Annotated in this window: 14 protein-coding genes; 11 read left to right on the top strand and 3 right to left on the bottom strand. The window is 30.6% G+C overall.

Going from position 1 to position 18,047, the window contains the following annotated elements:
- Positions 1-94: 94 nt before the first annotated feature.
- A complete protein-coding gene (locus VJY32_RS04245; protein WP_353676645.1) occupies positions 95-718 on the bottom strand; it encodes an IMPACT family protein in 624 nt (207 codons plus the stop codon).
- Between the two features lie 86 nt (positions 719-804).
- On the opposite strand from VJY32_RS04245, the gene uvrA reads away from it, so the two are divergent.
- From uvrA to rdgB, 3 genes are read left to right on the top strand one after another with little or no spacing between them, the layout of a single operon-like run.
- Positions 805-3,636, top strand: a complete 2,832-nt coding sequence (uvrA, locus tag VJY32_RS04240) for an excinuclease ABC subunit UvrA (protein ID WP_353676644.1) — start codon at positions 805-807, stop codon at positions 3,634-3,636.
- A gap of 10 nt (positions 3,637-3,646) precedes the next feature.
- Positions 3,647-4,009 (top strand): carboxymuconolactone decarboxylase family protein, encoded by a 363-nt coding sequence (locus VJY32_RS04235; RefSeq protein ID WP_353676643.1) that lies wholly within the window; start codon positions 3,647-3,649, stop codon positions 4,007-4,009.
- On the top strand, positions 4,006-4,596 hold the full coding sequence (rdgB, locus tag VJY32_RS04230; protein ID WP_353676642.1) for an RdgB/HAM1 family non-canonical purine NTP pyrophosphatase: 591 nt from the start codon (positions 4,006-4,008) through the stop codon (positions 4,594-4,596). Before VJY32_RS04235 ends, rdgB begins: the two co-directional genes overlap by 4 nt.
- Before the next feature lie 101 nt (positions 4,597-4,697).
- Here the strand turns inward: rdgB and VJY32_RS04225 are convergent, their stop codons facing one another.
- Together VJY32_RS04225 and VJY32_RS04220 are read right to left on the bottom strand one after the other, a co-directional pair.
- Positions 4,698-6,167 (bottom strand): RtcB family protein, encoded by a 1,470-nt coding sequence (locus tag VJY32_RS04225; protein WP_353676641.1) that lies wholly within the window; start codon positions 6,165-6,167, stop codon positions 4,698-4,700.
- A 19-nt stretch (positions 6,168-6,186) separates the two neighbouring features.
- Positions 6,187-6,612: an archease gene (locus VJY32_RS04220; protein ID WP_353676640.1), complete on the bottom strand. Its 426-nt coding sequence runs from the start codon at positions 6,610-6,612 to the stop codon at positions 6,187-6,189.
- A 136-nt stretch (positions 6,613-6,748) separates the two neighbouring features.
- Here VJY32_RS04220 and VJY32_RS04215 point away from each other — a divergent pair, with 136 nt between their 5' ends.
- The 8 genes from VJY32_RS04215 (at position 6,749) to carB (ending at position 17,943) form a co-directional block, all read left to right on the top strand.
- Positions 6,749-8,842 carry a GWxTD domain-containing protein gene (locus tag VJY32_RS04215; protein ID WP_353676639.1) on the top strand — a complete coding sequence of 698 codons (2,094 nt, stop codon included), beginning with the start codon at positions 6,749-6,751 and terminating at the stop codon, positions 8,840-8,842.
- An 88-nt stretch (positions 8,843-8,930) separates the two neighbouring features.
- On the top strand, positions 8,931-9,674 hold the full coding sequence (locus VJY32_RS04210; protein WP_353676638.1) for an ABC transporter ATP-binding protein: 744 nt from the start codon (positions 8,931-8,933) through the stop codon (positions 9,672-9,674).
- Positions 9,667-11,019, top strand: coding sequence for a DNA repair protein RadA (gene radA / locus VJY32_RS04205; RefSeq protein WP_353676637.1), 1,353 nt, complete (start codon positions 9,667-9,669; stop codon positions 11,017-11,019). Before VJY32_RS04210 ends, radA begins: the two co-directional genes overlap by 8 nt.
- A gap of 12 nt (positions 11,020-11,031) precedes the next feature.
- On the top strand, positions 11,032-11,934 hold the full coding sequence (locus tag VJY32_RS04200; protein ID WP_353676636.1) for a MauE/DoxX family redox-associated membrane protein: 903 nt from the start codon (positions 11,032-11,034) through the stop codon (positions 11,932-11,934).
- Positions 11,931-12,938, top strand: a complete 1,008-nt coding sequence (locus VJY32_RS04195; RefSeq protein WP_434968524.1) for an aminodeoxychorismate synthase component I — start codon at positions 11,931-11,933, stop codon at positions 12,936-12,938. The genes VJY32_RS04200 and VJY32_RS04195 overlap by 4 nt, the downstream gene beginning before the upstream one ends.
- On the top strand, positions 12,922-13,518 hold the full coding sequence (locus VJY32_RS04190; RefSeq protein WP_353676635.1) for an aminotransferase class IV: 597 nt from the start codon (positions 12,922-12,924) through the stop codon (positions 13,516-13,518). Before VJY32_RS04195 ends, VJY32_RS04190 begins: the two co-directional genes overlap by 17 nt.
- A gap of 122 nt (positions 13,519-13,640) precedes the next feature.
- Entirely contained in the window at positions 13,641-14,720 is a 1,080-nt protein-coding gene (carA, locus tag VJY32_RS04185; RefSeq protein WP_353676634.1) for a glutamine-hydrolyzing carbamoyl-phosphate synthase small subunit, read from the top strand.
- A gap of 43 nt (positions 14,721-14,763) precedes the next feature.
- Positions 14,764-17,943 (top strand): carbamoyl-phosphate synthase (glutamine-hydrolyzing) large subunit, encoded by a 3,180-nt coding sequence (gene carB / locus VJY32_RS04180; protein WP_353676633.1) that lies wholly within the window; start codon positions 14,764-14,766, stop codon positions 17,941-17,943.
- The last annotated feature ends 104 nt before the right edge of the window (positions 17,944-18,047 follow it).

Below are 18,047 nucleotides of genomic sequence, written 5' to 3'. Positions count from 1 at the left end.
AATCCCTTATAATTATTTTAAAAAGAGATTTATGTCCATATTGAAATTAATTAAATCAATACTTTTTGTCAATTTTTAATAAAAGATATGAATATTATAAGTAAGTGAAAAAATCAATTTCTTTGATTTTAATCTGATTGTGTATATATGAAATTAGTTCATTGATAAATTTATCCTTGATTTCTACAGGGACAAGAGCTTCTATGCGGGGGATTTCATCGAATAAATTTTTTTCAATTACAGCCTTGTATTTAGATATACATCTGTGAACGATGCTAAGTGAATCATAATTATAGCTAATAATTAATTTGTTGTAAAGTATTTTTGTTAGAATTTGAGAATTTTGCAGACATTGATATGCAGCTTCATAATATGTTTTTCCAAGCAGACCAACACCTAATTTGGTTCCCCCAAAATATCTGGTAACTATTACAAGAATATTATTTAAGTCGAAATGGTTTATCGCATGTAATATTCTTATTCCTGCGGTTCCATTTGGTTCACCATCATCAGAATGCTTAATTGTTCCGTCTGTTAATTTATACGCATAACAATTATGAGTTGCATCGTAATATTTTTTTTTGATTTTTGTTAATTCTTTTGTAGCATCTAATTCATTGCTTACAGGAAAGCTCATACCGATAAATAATGAATCCTTTTCTTTAATTCTGAATTCTGTGAAATTTGATATTGTTTTTATGGAAAAAGGTAACTTCATATTATATAAATTGATTTTATTATTGCATTGATTTTAGTTTTATGTTTATCTAAAATAACAGGTTGAACTTTTACAAATTTATGTAAATGACCCAACTGAGTAAAATATTAATTAAAGGTGCAAGGGAACATAATCTTAAAAATATAGATTTAGAAATCCCGCGTGATTCTTTTGTTGTTATAACAGGATTATCAGGTTCTGGAAAGTCTTCATTGGCATTTGATACAATTTATGCAGAAGGACAGCGCAGGTATATTGAATCATTATCTTTATATGCCCGTCAATTTCTGGATATTCTCGAAAAACCAGATGTAGATTTAATTGAAGGATTAAGCCCGACAATTTCAATTGAACAAAAGTCTTCTGCTACAAATCCTCGCTCGACTGTTGGAACTGTTACTGAAATTTATGATTATCTCCGATTGTTATACTCGAGAGTTGGTAAAGTCTTTTGTTACAACTGCGGCAGACCTGTTGAAAAGCAGTCTTCTGACCAGATTATTGATAATATTCTGAATAATTTTAATGAGAAGAAAATTTTAATTTTGGCTCCAGTTGTAAGAGGAAGAAAAGGTCATTATCGTGAATTATTCCAAGAAATAATTCGGGATGGTTTTTTAAGAGTTAGAGTAGATGGCACTGTTCATGAATTAATTGATGATTTTAAAGTAGAACGCTACAAAGTTCATGATATTGAAATAGTGGTTGATAGACTTCAGGTAAACCAAAGTTCGAGATACAGAATTAGACAGTCTGTAGAAGTTGCACTAAACTATGGCAATGGAAATGTAATTGTAAACGATGGGAATGAAGATTTCTGGTTTAGCAGAAATTTTGCATGTCCACATTGTGGTATTGGTTATCAGGAATTAGCTCCTAATTCATTTTCTTTTAATTCTCCTTATGGTTCATGTCCAGATTGTGATGGTCTGGGTGAAAAGAAAGAACTGGATGTAAATTTAATTATTCCAGATTGGGATAAATCAATTAATGATGGGGGACTTGCACCACTTGGCAAACCCCGTTCTATCTGGATATTTACTCAGCTTGAAGGTATTGCTAATCATTTTGGATTCTCTTTTGATACTCCTCTTAATAAATTAACAAAGGAACAAGTAGATATTTTATTAAATGGGACAAAAGATAAAATTCCTTTCACTTATGTTTATGGAGGTGGAAGAGAAGTAACTTACATGCACAAGTTCAGCGGAGTGATAAATTATATAAAACATTATTATGAAAATACATCTTCAAACAAAATTAGAGAATGGGCAGAATCTTTTATGAATACATTGACATGTTCAACATGCAATGGAGGAAGATTAAAAAAAGAATCACTTGCAGTAAAAATTGGTGGCTTAAATATTGCTGAGGTAACTTCTCTTTCAATAGAAAAGACACTTAAATTTTTTAGAGAACTTAAATTAACCGAACGCGAGGAATTAATTGCAAAACAAATTTTAAAAGAAATTAAAACAAGATTAGAATTCCTGATTGATGTTGGTCTTGATTATCTTACATTAAACAGGTCTGCAAGAACATTATCAGGTGGAGAAGCGCAAAGAATTAGATTAGCAACACAAATTGGCACCCAACTTTCTGGTGTGCTTTATGTACTTGATGAACCAAGTATTGGGCTACATCAGGCAGATAATATGAAATTGATTAATTCATTAAAGAACCTGCGCGATTTAGGAAATACTGTGATTGTTGTAGAACATGATAGAGAAACCATAGAAAATTCGGATTATATTATCGATTTGGGACCGTTCGCAGGTGAACATGGCGGAAAAGTTTGTCTATACGGAAAGACAGAAGAAATTTTGAAATCACCAGATGGAAAAAATTCTCTTACAGCTCAATATCTTAAGAATCAAAAGAAAATTGAAATTCCTGAAGAAAGAAGAAAAGGCAATGGAAAATTTATTGAATTGATTGGTGCATCAGGAAATAATCTTAAGAATGTTACTCTGAAAATTCCTTTAGGAACATTTGTTACAATAACAGGAGTAAGTGGGTCAGGAAAATCTTCTTTGATTAATGAAACATTAGTTAGAATATTATTTCAAAAAATTTATAATTCCAAAGTTGTTCCTCTCCCTTACAAGCATATAAAAGGTCTTGAAAACATTGATAAAATTATTGAAATAGACCAAACTCCGATTGGGAGAACACCTCGTTCGAATCCTGCTACATATACTGGTGTGTTTACTCATATTCGTGATTTATTTGCACAGTTGCCGGAATCAAAAATGAGAGGATATACTGCAGGGAGATTTAGTTTTAATGTAAGCGGCGGAAGATGCGAAGAATGCAATGGTGATGGCTTGAAAAAAATAGAAATGAATTTTCTCCCAGATGTTTATGTGACTTGTGAGGCATGCAATGGAAAAAGATATAACCGAGAGACTCTCGAAATCCTTTACAAAACAAAATCTATTTCTGATGTTCTGGATATGACAGTTGAAGAAGCTCTAAGCTTTTTTGAAGATTATCCAGTTCTTCATCGTAAAATTAAAGCTTTGTATGATGTTGGACTTGGTTACATTAAATTAGGACAGCAGGCTACAACATTATCAGGAGGAGAAGCTCAAAGAGTAAAATTAGCAACCGAGCTTAGTAAAGTTAGCACAGGAAAAACTTTGTATGTACTTGATGAACCAACTACAGGTTTACATTTTGAAGATGTAAGAATTCTTCTTAAAGTATTAAATCAACTTGTTGACAAAGGAAATACTGTTATAGTAGTTGAACATAATATGGATGTAATTAAAGTTGCAGATTATATTGTTGATTTGGGACCAGGAGGTGGAGAATATGGTGGAGAAATTATTGCCGAAGGTACACCAGAACAAGTAGCAGAAAATAAACAAAGCCTTACAGGAAAATTTCTTAAAAAAGAATTAATGAGAAAATAATAGGTGCAAAATGAAAACAACAGTTAAAGAATTTAGAAGATACCGTTCAGAAATGAATGAGAGAATATTGAACTCTAATTTTAGTGATTTCAAAAAATTTTTTGCTCTTGATAACAAAGCTTACATTGATGGAGCACTTCCTGCAAAAACCAAGGAACTTATGGGGTTGGTAGCATCGATGGTATTAAGATGCAACGATTGTATTCTTTACCATATTGATAGGTCGATAGAAGAAGGTGCAACAGAAGAAGAACTTTATGAAACTTTTAATATTGCCTTAATTGTTGGTGGTTCAATAGTTATTCCTCATCTTCGGTTTGCAATTGAAAAAATGGATGAAATTTTTACAGAAAAGAAAAAGGAGAATCAATGAAAATTATTTTAGCAAGTCAGAATAAAGGAAAAGTTAGAGAAATAAAATCAATTTTTGAAAATTCCCCATTTGAAATAATTTCTCTTTATGACTTAGGAAATAATATTGAAATTGAAGAAACAGGTTCTACTTTCAGTGAAAATGCTTTTATAAAAGCTAAAGCAATTTTTGAACATTATAAAGAACCTTCAATTGCTGATGATTCTGGAATTATGGTTGAACAACTTGATGGAAGACCTGGAGTAATTTCAGCAAGATATGCAGGACCTAATTGCACTTTTGAAGATAATAATTTGAAGCTTATAAAAGAATTATCAAATTACCCAGAACCACACAAAGCAAAATTTGTTTGCACTGCTGTTTTTTATGATGGAAGATTTACTATAGAAACCGTAGGTGAAATAAATGGAATTGTGATAAATGAACAAAGAGGCACAGAAGGTTTTGGTTACGACCCGATATTTATTCCTGATGGCTATAATAAAACAATGGCTGAATTAAACTTTGAAGAAAAAAATAAAATAAGTCACAGAGCTATAGCATTCAAAAAATTACTTGAAAAGTTGAAAAGTTATTATGGTTTATAATGTAAGTTAATTTTGTCCATTAACATTTTAATCTTTGTGTTCCAGTTAATCTAATATTACATTTTATTTTTGGTTGAACAGGCAAACATGCGATTATTTTTTTATCCTTTTATAACTCCTACCGGTTTTAATTTAGCTACTTTTGTACTTATTCCTGCGAAATGCATAACATCAACGACTTCTGAAACATCTTTATATGCTTGAGGCATTTCTTCTGCAATTGTTTTGTAACCTTTTGCCTGAATTATTATTCCACTATTGGTGAGTTCTTTAATTAAATCTTTGCCTTTTGCAGATTTCATTGCTTGATGACGACTTTGAACTCTTCCTGCACCATGACAAGAGCTGCCAAAAGTTTCTTCCATTGATTTTTCTTTACCAACAGCAATGAATGAATACCTTCCCATATCTCCTGGAATTAAAACTGGTTGTCCCACAGCTCGATATTTTTCTGGTATTAATTCACTTCCTGCTGGATAAGCTCGTGTTGCTCCTTTTCTATGGACACAAACTTTTTTTGTTTTTGTTTTGCCATTTTTATTAATAATAGCATGCTCTTCAATTTTAGCTATGTTGTGGCAGACATCATAAATTAATTGAAATCCAAGTTCTGAATCTGAAATAGAAAATGTTTCTTTGAAACTTTTTTTTGCAAGGTGCATAATTATTTGTCTGTTATTCCAGGCAAAATTAGCAGCACATCTCATAGCACTTAGATAATCCTGTCCTTCCTGAGATTTAATTGGGGCGCAGGCAAGTTGTTTATCTGGAAGTTTAAAACCAAATTTTTTTTCTGATTGAACAAGGAGTTTTAAGTAATCATCACAAATTTGATAACCAAGACCACGAGAACCAGTGTGAATTAGTATAACAATCTGACCTTTAAACAAACCAAATACTTCTGCAACTTTTTCGTCATAAATTTCTTCGACTACATCAACTTCAAGAAAATGATTTCCCGAACCAAGTGTTCCAGCTTGGTCCAATCCTCTTTCTATTGCACGCTCACTTACGGATTCTGGATTTGCATCTTTTAATTTTCCATTCTCTTCTGTAAATAATAAATCTTCTTGAGAACCAAAACCATTTTCAACTGCCCACTCGGCTCCATTTTTTAATATTCTCTTAATTTCTGAAGGAGATAATTTTCTTATTGCTCCACTTGAACCAACTCCAGTTGGAATGTTCTGAAAAAGTACTTCGATTAATCTTTGAATTTTGTTTTTTATGCTTTCATATTTTAATGAAGTGCGCGCAAGTCTAACTCCGCAATTAATATCATATCCAACGCCACCTGGGGAAATAACACCTTCATCTAAATCCGTAGCAGCAACTCCGCCAATCGGGAAACCATAACCCCAGTGAATATCTGGCATAGCAAGACTAAACATTTGAATACCAGGCAAATGTGCAACATTTATTACCTGCTTTAATGCTTCGTCATTTTTAATTGATTCCATAAGCATTTTTTCGGTTGCATAAATTCTTCCGGGAACAAGCATGCCTCCTTGTGCAGGAATTTCCCAGAGATAATCACTTATTTTTTCGATTTTGATTCCGTTGATTTCCATAGCTCCTCCTTTACAAATCCTAAATATCAAAAACAATTATTGTCGATAAGTTCCCGTTCTTTTCTTCTATTTTCATTTGATGAAATGTAACCGCTTTTATCTCCTCTTTAACTAAATGATTTTTATTTTTTAATGATTCTCCAAATACTTCAAAATCCAAATGAAATAATTCACTGGTCTTTTCAATTAATATTTTATTAATTGAATTGACAACCCATTTTTTTGTATACAATTGATAGTTCAGTTCACCCAGAAATTCTATTAGTAATTCTTCAAGTGTTTTTGAATTGAATATGAATTTTTTTGATTGTTCATTTTTAATATTAGTTGTTTCTAAAACAATTTCTTTCCAGGCATAAAAAGCAGATATGAAAACATCTTCTATTGTTTTCCCTTCGACCTCTATAGCAATATCAGCTGTGTGTTCGATGAATTTGTATGGCATATTAAATTGTTTATTTTATTTCGTGATTAATTTAGTGCTTTTAGTATTACACTACAACAAAAATGAAAGGGAAAAAGGCTTCTATTGATTTTAAAGTTCAATTGTTATTATGTTCAAATAGATTTAAGTAATTGCAATGAGCAAACAATATAAAACAATTTTAATTTTATTTGTTATTTACCAATATGCATTTTCATCTCTTTTTTGTCAGCAGCTTAACAATCCAGTCGGATTATCTCAAAAAGCAAAACAATTATTGGAATCTAAAGATACGTTAACAGCTTTAAAATTTTTTAAAGAATCTATTTTGAAAAATAATGATGCTGCATCTTACTTTGAACTTGGGAAATTATTTTTGAAAAAGAACACATTCGAATCAAGAAATTTAGCTTATGAATATTTTAAAAAAGCCGTAATGCTAAAACCTGATAATATTGAATATCGATTTACTTATGCAGTATTAATGAAAGATTTTGCAAAAGTCAGTGCAATCAATGAATTTAAAAAAATAATTTCAATAGATAGCACACACATCCCCTCTCTTTTGAGTATAGCAGAAATTAAAAGTAAAGATTTTTTTGAATATAATAAGTCAGTAAGAAAATTAAGCGATGAATTTTATGCAAGTCTTCAGGAATTTGCAAATGAAGATTTTTATGAAGCAGAAAAATATTATCGAAAAGTTTTACTGATTGATTCGATGAATTATGATGCAAATAAAAGTTTAAGCATACTGTATGAAAGTACTGGCTCCCCCGAAAAAGGAATTCCATTATTGACAAAATTATTGAACAAAAAGAATAATGATAAAGAACTTCATTTAATTCTTGGTCTGCTTTATTACAAAACATCAAGATTTAAGGAAAGTTACAATGAATATCAAAAAGCTATATCACTAATGGACAAAGAGGAAAAAAAGGATTTTACATTTAACACTGTGAAATTTTTAATAGAACCTGCTTATAAAAATGTAATTGATAAAATGAGTGACAAACAGTTAAGTAATTTTATTGAACTATACTGGAAAGTTTATGACCCGCTTTATATGACAGAATACAATGAAAGATTGCTTGAACATTATTCTCGTGTAGTATTCTCTAATTTACACTTTAGTGTGCCCCAGATTGGTTTAGCTGGCTGGAAAACAAATCGAGGTGAAGTTGTACTTCGCTATGGAGAGCCATTAAATTTTATGCGTATCAGACCTTCGATGGGAGAAAGTGGATTAATGATGAAAACAGAAGTATGGGACTATAAAGATATGAGTTTTGGATTTACTGATATGACATCATCAGGAAAATATTTATTCAGCACACCTTCTTTCGATAAAGATAAAGTTCACTCACAATTTAATGGTAATACTCTGGATTATATAAATTATCTTAAAAAAGAAATTCACACTATTTATGAACCAAAATTCGAAGGACCCCGATTTAATATTGATTATTCTATCCTGCAATTTAAAAGCATGAATAAATGGTATCAGACAGATTTGTATTTGAATTATAAAATTGATGTACCTGATTCTTTATTTAAGAACAAGAAAGAACTTAAGCATAAAATTGGATTATTCTTTTTCGATAAAAATTATAATGAGCAATTCAGAAAATTAGACAGCATCAATATAAGCAAAAATGAAATCAATAATTATGTGAATTCGATAGCAGTTACAACATATCCCGATTCTGGATTTATCTCATTTGAAATGATAAGAGAAGACAAAGGGACATTTTCCAATCGTTCTGATTTAGTGATTAAAAAGTTCAGCAATGTTGATTATGGTATTAGTGATATTTTATTTAGCAGAAGAATATCAACAGAAAAATCAAAAGGAATTCAAAGAGGAAATTTATATATCGAACCAAATCCATTAAATGAATTCACAAAGAATGATACGATTAAACTTTATTATGAACTGTACAATCTTAAAAGAAACGAAAAAGGCTTTTGTAGTTTTGAACAAAAAATCTCAGTGAAAAAATTAAGTGAGAGATTAGAAAGCAGTCTTGCAAAGATTATTAATTCGATTTCAAACTTTCTGGGTTATACTAAAAGTTCTGAAGTTGTAATCGTTTCTGATTATGAAACATATGAAAATAATCCACAAATAATTCTGCAATTAGATATGAAAAATTATCCATCAGGTAAATATTTATTTACTATTACAGCAAAAGATAAAGTAACAATGAAAGAAGTAACTTCTCAAACTGTTATTGACTGGAAGAAATAAATTTATAAAATAGAATAAATATCATTTTCGCCAATATGAGTCTTATCTTTTTTTTATATTTCTTTGCAAAAATGTAAGTAATAATCAAATGATAGAAATAAAAAATCTTCATAAGAGTTTTGGCGGCAATCATGTTTTAAGAGGAATTGATTTGATAATTAAAACAGGTGAATCTTTAGCAATTATTGGTAAAAGTGGCTGCGGGAAAAGTGTTCTACTTAAACATATTGTAGGATTGTTGAGTCCAGACGAAGGCGTAGTAATGGTCGATGGAATTTCAGTAAATGATGCAAATAAAAAAGAATTATATAAACTCAGAAGGAAATTTGGATTTTTATTTCAAGGAGCCGCATTGTTCGATTCTATGACTGTATTCGAAAATGTCAGTCTCCCTTTGATTGAAAATAATTTTGGATTATCAAAAAAAGAAATTGAAAAAATAGTTCAGGAGAAATTGGAACTAATTGGATTGCCAAATATTCAGAACTTAAAACCATCAGAATTATCAGGTGGAATGAAAAAACGTGTAGCGCTCGCTCGTGCTCTTGTAACAAATCCTGATTATATTCTTTATGATGAACCAACTACAGGACTCGACCCGATTATGTCAGATTCAATTGATGAACTGATAAAAGAACTTAATGAAAGATTAAATGTAACATCGATAATTGTAACACACGATATGTTCAGTGTGAAAAATACTGCAGAAAGAATTGCTATGATTCATGAAGGGAAAATTTATTTTACAGGTACGCCGCAGGAATTTCTTGAAAGTAAAGATTCTGTAATAGAAAATTTTATAAAGAGAACAGGATTTTTAATTAATGAGTAAATTTAATATCAAATATGTATGCTCTAATTGTGGTTATGAAACAATCAAATGGCTTGGTAAATGTCCATCATGTGAAAACTGGAATACTTTTGTTGAAGAGATAATAGAAGATAAAAAGAAACCACAACGTAAAAATATTCCAGAGGGTTCTCTTTCTAAATTAAGTTCTATAATTTATGAAGAAGAAAGTCGTATTAAAACAAACATTGAAGAATTTGATAGAGTACTTGGCGGTGGATTGATGCCCGGTTCAGTTGTTTTAATTGGGGGCGACCCCGGAATTGGAAAATCAACTCTGGTTCTTCAGGCTGCAGCAAAAATTAAAGGGCAGGTAATTTATGTATCGGGAGAAGAATCTGTCAGTCAAATTAATCTTCGTGCAAAAAGATTGAATATTGACTCAGAAAATATTTCTATACTTACCGAAACAGACCTTGATATTATCATTAATTCTATAGAAAAATATGAACCCGATGTTGTAATAATTGATTCAATACAAACAGTTTATAAGCCCAATTTAGAAAATACAGCAGGGACAATAACACAAATAAGAGAATGTACTGCTGAACTGATGCAAACAGCAAAAAAGAAAAAATGTTCGGTTATAATAGTTGGTCATGTTACTAAAGATGGAATGATTGCAGGACCAAAAGTTCTTGAACATATTGTTGATGCAGTCCTTCAGTTTGAAGGGGAAAGAAGTTATTCATATAGAATATTGCGCTCACAAAAAAATAGATTTGGCAGTACAAATGAAATTGGAATTTTTGAAATGCATGAGGATGGTTTGCACGAAGTAAAAAACCCGAGTGAAATATTTCTAAGTGAAAGAGAAAAAGAAATTTCTGGCTCTGTAATTACATCGAGCATAGAAGGGACAAGACCAATATTACTTGAGGTTCAGGCACTTGTTACTCCTTCCGTTTATGGAAATCCTCAACGAGTTGCAACTGGATTTGATTATCGTCGTCTTTCAATTTTGCTTGCAGTTCTGGAAAAAAGAGCCAATCTTAAATTGTCATCATATAATGTATTTTTAAATATTGCTGGTGGAATTAGAATTGAAGAACCAGCTGTTGACCTTGCAGTATGCTGTGCAATTGCATCAAGTTATGCAAATCGGTTTGCCAAAAATAGTACAGTTGTAATTGGAGAAGTAGGTTTAGGTGGTGAAGTAAGAAGTGTAAATAGTATTGAAAAGAGAATTCAAGAAGCTTATAAATTAGGGTTCAAAAGTATTGTAGTTCCCAATAATAATTATAAATCACTCAACATTAAAAATTCTATTGAGATTATTCCGGTTGAAAATATCATTTCTGCATTAAAACAGGTTTTAAGTCCATAAAATATTGAGAAAATGTTGAACACAAATTTTACTCAAAAAAGAAATGAACTAATTATAATTATTTTAAGAATTATTTTAGGGATTGTGTTTTTATTTTCCGCTTATTCTAAATTAATTACTCCCGGGATAGTTGAAATTATTTTAATAGACCATGGATTTTTTTCATCCAGAGAAACAGCTGCAATTTTTGTTCGTTTGTTAATTGGTCTGGAATTTTCATTAGGTTTACTATTTGTTTTTAACATCGAAATCAAACGTGTGGTAATTCCTGCATCAATTATTTTTCTGGTGGTATTTACGATCTATTTAATCTATACGGGTTATTTTCTAAAAGATAATCAAAATTGTGGTTGTTTTGGAGAGGTAATTCCAATGTCTCCTCTGGAATCAATAATTAAAAATGTTTTTTTGGTAATAATGATTTTTGTTTTGAGTAAATACAAAATAATGAACAAAAATAATTTGATGTTAACATTTTTAATAATAATTGTAGTATCAGTTTTAATGTTTGCAGCTTCGCCTGTGAAATCTTATAGAAATTTTAAATTCAGCGATTTGACATATTTTGAAGGAAAAGGCAGAGTTGATTTAACATCAGGTGATAAATTTATTGCGGTAATGAATACAGAATGTGAACATTGCCAGCAACTTGCAATAGAATTAGAAACATTGAGAACAAAACCAGAAGTTTATTCGAATATTTTTTCTCTGCTATTTTCAGAAGGAGATGTATCTATTGATTCATTCAAAGTTATAACTAAATTTAATCTGCCCTATCAAAAAATAGATGTAAAGAAATTTTATGATTTAATTGGGTCAAGTCCACCGAGAATTTACTGGCTTCATGATGGCGAAGTGAAAGAATTCTGGGATAACAATTTTTTAGAAAATATTTTGAAAACACAGATTAAATGAAATTAGGTATGAATGTAATTAATTTAATTGATAACAAAGAGAAAGTTAATTCCACCATAAACTTAATGAATAAATACGGCAAAGAAAGAATTCCATATTTGTTTATAATTGATTTTGATATGGAAAATCCTGTCGTATTAAAAATGTCGGAATTACACCAACAAAAAATTTTTTATCAAATTAGTGACACTCCCGCAAAAAATCATAGCATTAATAAAAAAATTGAATTCATTAAATTTCCTGTATCATTTGAAGATTATGAGAAAGCTTTCGAAAAAGTTTATAAAGAAATTTATTCGGGTAATACTTATTTGTTAAATCTTACTTTCCCTACAAGGATTAAAACAAATCTTACAATGGAAGAAATTTATTATGTAAGTTGTGCTAAATACAAACTTTTGTACAAAAATGAATTTGTTGTTTTTTCTCCAGAAACATTTGTTAAAATTGAAGACGGATTAATTTCATCATTCCCTATGAAGGGAACAATTGATGCTTCGATTCCGGAAGCAGAAGACATTCTTTTGAATGATGATAAAGAAATTGCCGAACACAATACAATTGTTGATTTGATAAGGAACGATCTAAGCATTGTTTCAAAAAATGTAAGAGTTGAAAAATTCCGATACATAGAACGATTGGTTACAAATCAAAAAACATTGCTGCAGGTAAGCTCAAAGATAGTTGGCGAGCTTGAAAAAGATTACAATGAAAATATTGGTAATATAATTTTTTCACTTCTGCCGGCAGGTTCAATCAGTGGAGCACCAAAAAGAAAAACTGTAGATATTATACACAATGTTGAAATTGAAAAAAGAGGTTACTATACAGGCATATTTGGCATTTTTGATGGTTTTAATCTCGATAGTGCTGTGATGATTCGTTTTATTGAAAATAAAAATGGACAACTTTTTTATAGAAGCGGTGGGGGAATCACTTTTTTGAGTAATCTTTATTCAGAATATCAAGAACTAATTGATAAAGTTTATGTGCCGATTAATTGAAAGCATTAAAGTATTTGATAAAAAATTATTCAACATTAATTATCACAATAATAGAATGAATAATTCCAGAAAAATTCTTTTCAACTGCGAAGATGAAATTGATTTATCTTCAATAATAAAAATCCCGAATAATTTAGATAACAAGCTTTATAAATGCCGTGTAGTTTATTCAAAAGAAATTGAATCAATTGAATTTGTTCCTTATGTTAAAAAAAATATTAATACAATAAAAATAGTTGAAAATAATTTTATTGATTACACATATAAATTTGAAAATCGTGATGAATTGAACAAGATGTTATTAGAATCAAATGCTGATGAAATAATAATAATTAAAAATAATTTTGTTACTGATGCTTCTTTTGCAAACCTTGTTTTTACTGATGGAGTAATTTTTGTTACACCATCTACACCACTTCTTAAAGGGACAAAGAGAGAAAAACTTTTGAATGAAGAAATAATACGAGAAGAAGAATTAAGGAAAAATGATATTAATAAGTTCAAATTTTTTTATCTAATAAATTCAATGTTAAATATTGATGATGAACATAAGATTCCCATAGAAAAAATTTTAAGCTAATCCTTAAAAAAAATTTTTATCACTTTTTGCTGAATAATATTTTTTTTATAAATTTGCGCAATTTAATTTGACATCCAGTATTAATACCTCCCAAATTTATAAGACTATAAAGGAGTAAAAAATTGAGTAGCAAAAAGAACACACAAAAACAAAGAGGAAAATTAATATTAAAAAATGGTGATATTTTTGAAGGTTATCTCTTTGGAAGTTATAAATCTGTTGCTGGGGAAGTAGTTTTTAATACTGGTATGGTAGGATACCCTGAAACTTTTACAGACCCTTCTTATAAAGGACAAATACTTGTGATGACTTATCCCCTGATAGGAAATTATGGAGTTCCACCTTTAAATGATGATGACATACCTGAGTTTTTTGAATCAAAAGAAATTCAAGTTTCTGGTTTAATTGTTTCGGAAGAATCAGAAACATATAGTCATTGGAGTGCAGTTGAAAGTTTAAGCGATTGGTTAAAACGATATAATGTTCCCGGATTATACGGAATTGATACGAGAATGTTAACAAGAATTTTAAGAGAACATGGAACAATGCTTGGCAAAATCGAGGTGGGAGAAGAAGTTGTTGAATTTTATAACCCTGATGTTGATAATCTTATATCGAAAGTTACAATTCCACATGTAGAAAAATATGGCAATGGTAAAAAAAGAGTACTATTAATTGATTGCGGTTGCAAAAAGAGTATTCTTACAAATCTTCTTCAGAGAAATGTTACAGTAATTAGAGTTCCTTATGATTATGATGTTGAAAAAGAAAATTATGATGGGGTTGTAATTTCTAATGGACCCGGCAATCCTGTAGTATATAAGCAACTTGTAGCATCAGCAAAAAAATTAATTCAAAAACAGGTTCCAATACTTGGAATATGTATGGGGCATCAGATACTTGCTCTTGCTGCAGGTGCAAAAACTTATAAATTAAAATATGGTCACAGAAGTCAAAATCAGCCTGTTAAAGAAATTGGAACGAATAAATGTTATATAACTTCTCAGAATCATTCTTTTGCAGTTGATACAAAAACATTGCCTCGCGGCTGGCAGCCCTGGTTTGAGAATTTAAATGACTATTCTAATGAAGGAATGATTCATGAAAAATTGCCATTTAGGAGTGTTCAATTTCACCCGGAAGCTACACCTGGTCCAGTAGATACATCATTTATATTTGATGAATTTTTAAAAGATGTATAATTTTTTCAAAATTAATTTTATTAAATAATTAATTCGGGGAGAAATGAAAATCAAAAAAGTATTAATCTTAGGAAGTTCTGCATTAAAAATTGGAGAAGCAGGAGAATTTGATTATTCAGGTTCTCAAGCAATAAAAGCATTGAAAGAAGAAGGCATTTATACAGTTTTAATAAATCCAAATATTGCTACAATTCAAACATCAGATTATTTAGCAGATAAAGTTTATCTGCTTCCAATAAATACTCATTATGTTGAAAAAGTTATCGCAAAAGAAAAACCTGATGGGATCTTACTTAGTTTTGGTGGGCAAACAGCATTAAACTGTGGACTTGCATTGTATCGCGAAGGAATTATTGATAAATACAAAGTAAAAGTTCTTGGAACCCCAATCTCTGCAATTGAAAATACAGAAGACAGACAATTATTCTGCAATAAACTTGCAGAGATTAACGTAAAATTTCCTCAAAGCAAAGCTGTCACTACTGTTGAAGATGCAATTGAATACGCACAAAAAATTGGTTTCCCTGTTATAATTAGAATTGCATATGCTCTTGGAGGACTGGGCTCTGGAATTTGCAGAAATAAATCAGAAGTAAAAAAACTTGCTACCAAAGCATTATCATATTCATCACAAATATTGGTTGAAGAATATCTTGAAGGCTGGAAAGAAATTGAGTATGAAGTAGTTCGTGACCAATATGATAATTGTATTACAGTTTGTAATATGGAAAATATTGACCCGATGGGGATTCATACTGGCGAAAGTATTGTTGTTGCTCCAAGTCAAACTCTCACGAATTATGAATATCATTTGTTAAGAGAAGTTGCTATTAAAACAATTCGGCATCTTGGTATAATAGGTGAATGTAATATTCAATATGCTCTTAATCCAAATTCGAGTGATTATCGTGTAATAGAAGTTAATGCAAGATTATCAAGAAGTTCTGCTTTAGCTTCGAAAGCAACGGGATATCCGCTGGCATTTATTGCAGCAAAACTAGCACTTGGTTATGGATTGCATGAATTACCCAATAATGTAACCAAAACTACAAAAGCATTTTTTGAACCTGCACTTGATTATATAGTTGTAAAAGTTCCTCGCTGGGATTTGAAAAAGTTCAGGCTTGTAAAAAGAAATATTGGCTCCTCAATGAAGTCTGTTGGCGAAGTAATGGCAATAGGCAGAAAGTTCGAAGAGGCTATTCAAAAAGCAATGCGAATGCTCGATATTGGAGTTGAAGGTTTAACTGCAAGCAGAACTAAAATTGAGTTCGAAAATATTGAAGAAGCATTAAGTCATCCAACCGAAGAAAGAATGTTTGCTGTTGTGCAAGCTCTTAAAAGTGGTTATTCTGTTGATTGGATTCACTCATTGACTCATATTAATAAATGGTTTTTATATAAAGTTCAAAATATTGTAGAAATAGAGAAAAAGATTGCTGCTGCAGGAAAATTAACAAAAGATTTATTAATCGAAGCCAAACAACACGGATTTTCTGATAGACAAATTGCAAATATCTTAAATAAAGATGCTCATGATATTTATTTGCTCAGAAGAAGATATAATATAAAACCTTATATTCAGCATATTGACACACTTGCAGCTGAATATCCAGCTAAAACTAATTATCTGTATCTCACTTATAATTGTTCGTCTCATGATTTTGATTTCAAACTTAAGAATAGCATAATCATTCTTGGTTCAGGACCATATCGAATAGGAAGCTCCGTAGAATTTGACTGGTGTTGTGTTAATACTGTAAAGACATTACGAGAAATGAATCATAAAACTGTAATGATTAATTGCAATCCCGAAACAGTAAGTACAGATTATGATCAATCTGACGCCCTCTTTTTTGAAGAACTGACAACAGAAACTATCTGGGAAATTTATGATGCCATTAAAGCTAAAGGTGTAATAGTATCAATGGGAGGCCAAACCCCCAATAATCTTGCATTAAAACTTCATAATATAGGTATAAAAATTTTAGGAACTTCTCCAAAATCTATTGATACTGCTGAAGACAGAAGTAAATTTTCAGCATTATTAGATCAACTTGGAATTGAACAACCAGAATGGAGTAAATTAAATACAATTCAGGATGCTCTGAATTTTGCCAATAAAGTTGGTTACCCTGTGCTTGTTAGACCATCTTATGTTCTTAGTGGTGCTGCAATGGCAATTGCAACCGATGATGTTGAACTTACAAGATTTCTTCAAAAAGCTGTTGATGTATCACCCGAACATCCTGTTGTGATTTCAAAGTTTCTTGTGAATGCAAAAGAACTTGAGTTTGATGCTGTAGCTCAAAATGGAGAAATAATTTGTTCTGCAATTTCTGAGCATGTTGAAAATGCTGGCGTTCATTCAGGTGATGCAACATTAGTTCTGCCTGCTCAAAGAACTTATCTAGAAACAATGAGACAGATTAAAAAATTTTCTGCAGCAATTGCCAAAGCATTAAATATCAATGGACCATTTAATATTCAATTTCTTGCTAAAGACAATAAAGTAAAAGTAATAGAATGTAATTTAAGAGCTTCTCGAAGTTTTCCATTTGTATCAAAAACATTAAAGAAGAATTTTATTGAATTAGCAGCAAAAGTTATCGTAGGTAAAAAAGTTGAAAAGGAAGATGACCATACATTTAATTATGATTATGTTGGAGTTAAAGCTCCCGAATTTTCTTTCACTCGTCTTGAAGGAGCAGACCCAACTACAGGTGTAGAGATGGCATCAACTGGAGAAGTTGCCTGCCTTGGCAATGATTTTGATGAAGCTTTCTTAAAAGCCTTAACTGCAGTTGGTTATAAATTCCCGATAAAGTCAATATTAATTTCATCAGGTACACTGGAATCAAAAACAGAATTGCTCGAATCAACAAGACAGTTATTAAAAATTGGTGTTAAATTTTATGCAACACCAGGAACAGCAAAATTCATGGAAGCAAATGGAATTCCAGTTGAAACACTTGATTGGCCTCTAAATGGAAAATCCCCAAATGCAGCTGATTATATAAAATCCAGAAAAATTGACCTTGTGATTAATATCCCTAAAAATTACCAGGAAGAAGAATTAACAAATGATTATATAATTCGCCGAACAGCAGTTGATTTCAAAATACCGTTAATTACAAATAGACAACTTGCTATGCGTCTTGCTGAAGCTCTTGTCAATAAGAACCCACTTCAGTTGGAAGCAAAAAGCTGGGATGAATATTAAACTTTTTATTTCTCAGTTTATTTGTTCAGAAATTTTATAAAACTGCACGCAGGTATTTTATTTCTTTTCCAAATTCTCTAACGAAAATTCCCTCTGAAATTAAA

This window comes from Rosettibacter primus, from assembly GCF_036860675.1.
Lineage (GTDB): Bacteria > Bacteroidota > Ignavibacteria > Ignavibacteriales > Melioribacteraceae > Rosettibacter > Rosettibacter primus.
This window is presented reverse-complemented; position numbering and strand designations above follow the sequence as displayed.